Genomic DNA, 1,295 nt, shown 5'->3' on the forward strand with positions numbered 1-1,295 from the left:
ACCAAGATCAATGCCTGAAGAGGGATTCGAACCCTCCACCTGTGCGTTACGAATGCACTGCTCTGCCAAATGAGCTATTCAGGCTAAGAATCAAAACAAAGAGCCAGATTCTTGACTGCATTCCTCAAAAGCAATGCCCTACCTTGTTCTAGCGTTTGGTCTGTTTTATGACTAGCCAACATATGCGCCTTCCTAACAGAGAAGATTAATGCATTAAGGTCACGTTGGGTTGCTCCTTCTATCCACCCAAGATTCAAACCAAACTTTAAAAGACCAATCGCTTCTAAGGCTTCCTGAGTTGTTAAATGCATCGCATAACGCAAAAGACCCAAAGTCCTAGCTATCTTATCAAATAGCAGTTCATCACCATCCGATGCGGCTTTATTGTTTATATTACTCTCAGCCACAATCAAGTGGTTAACGGCAGTTTCCAACTGGGCTAACACCTGATCTTCAGAAAATCCTAAACCATACCTATTCTCAAGAACCACAATTCCTCCCACTAACATGCGACATGTGATTCCTTTAAATGGCTTGGCTTTCAAAACTGGACCAAGTTGTTGCCTTAAAACAATGCCAGGCAAAATTAAAAAAGCCTGCGCACATAACCTGGGATTGGATGTCATAAAACCAAAATCTTTCGAAAAAGCAAAAGAAAGAGTCTCTTCCATTCTTTTCTCTATCTCAAGCAAACGAGATAATCCCTCGTGTAGCTTGTGACCAGTATTTGCAATTTTTAAAAGAATGTGGTCGTAAATGTTTACCAAAACAAGAGTTGATAGATCTTCATCAAAAAGAAAAGCCTCCCCGAGATGAGCTTGGTGGATGCTTTCAGTCAAAAGGAAATTCTCAATTAAAAAATCACGGTCCCAAGGCTTAGCCTTGTCTGCCTCTAAACGAGTCAGCCCATTCAAAATCTTTTCATCTCGAAGGGATTGTGTCACCAGGTGAATAACTTGAGTCTTCTCTGCTAGCGATAACTTACTCGGAAAGAGAAAAGGGCAAATATTCCTACGCAGTCCCAAGACAGAAGCAATCCAGAATTTCTGGTCATTTGTATCCCATAAAGGAACAGGGAGCGATTTAAAAGCCACATCTAACATGTTTGCCCTTCAATCCCCAGAATATTTCTAATTTGATCTCGAATGCGGGCAGCTTCCTCATAATCTTCTATCTCTAAAACTGTTTTGAGCTTTTCATTCAAAACAGCAAGCTTGTTACAGAGAGAATTATTAACAACTTCACCCCCAGGAACCCTACCAGAATGAACCTTCTTCCCATCTAAAAGATCACTG

2 protein-coding genes and 1 tRNA gene are annotated in these 1,295 nt (G+C 40.9%); all 3 read right to left on the reverse strand.

Translation table 11 applies throughout. From position 1 onward, the window contains the following. Positions 1–11: 11 nt before the first annotated feature. Positions 12–84, reverse strand: a tRNA-Thr gene (locus GCCT14_RS04965). Continuing rightward, on the reverse strand, positions 84–1,103 hold the full coding sequence (locus tag GCCT14_RS04970; RefSeq protein ID WP_108624457.1) for a hypothetical protein: 1,020 nt from the start codon (positions 1,101–1,103) through the stop codon (positions 84–86). The genes GCCT14_RS04965 and GCCT14_RS04970 overlap by 1 nt, the downstream gene beginning before the upstream one ends. Next, positions 1,097–1,295 (reverse strand): UvrB/UvrC motif-containing protein (locus tag GCCT14_RS04975; RefSeq protein ID WP_192875514.1); only part of this gene is annotated, 199 nt, incomplete at its 5' end. The genes GCCT14_RS04975 and GCCT14_RS04970, both read right to left, overlap by 7 nt.

Source organism: Candidatus Similichlamydia epinepheli (genome assembly GCF_003056015.1).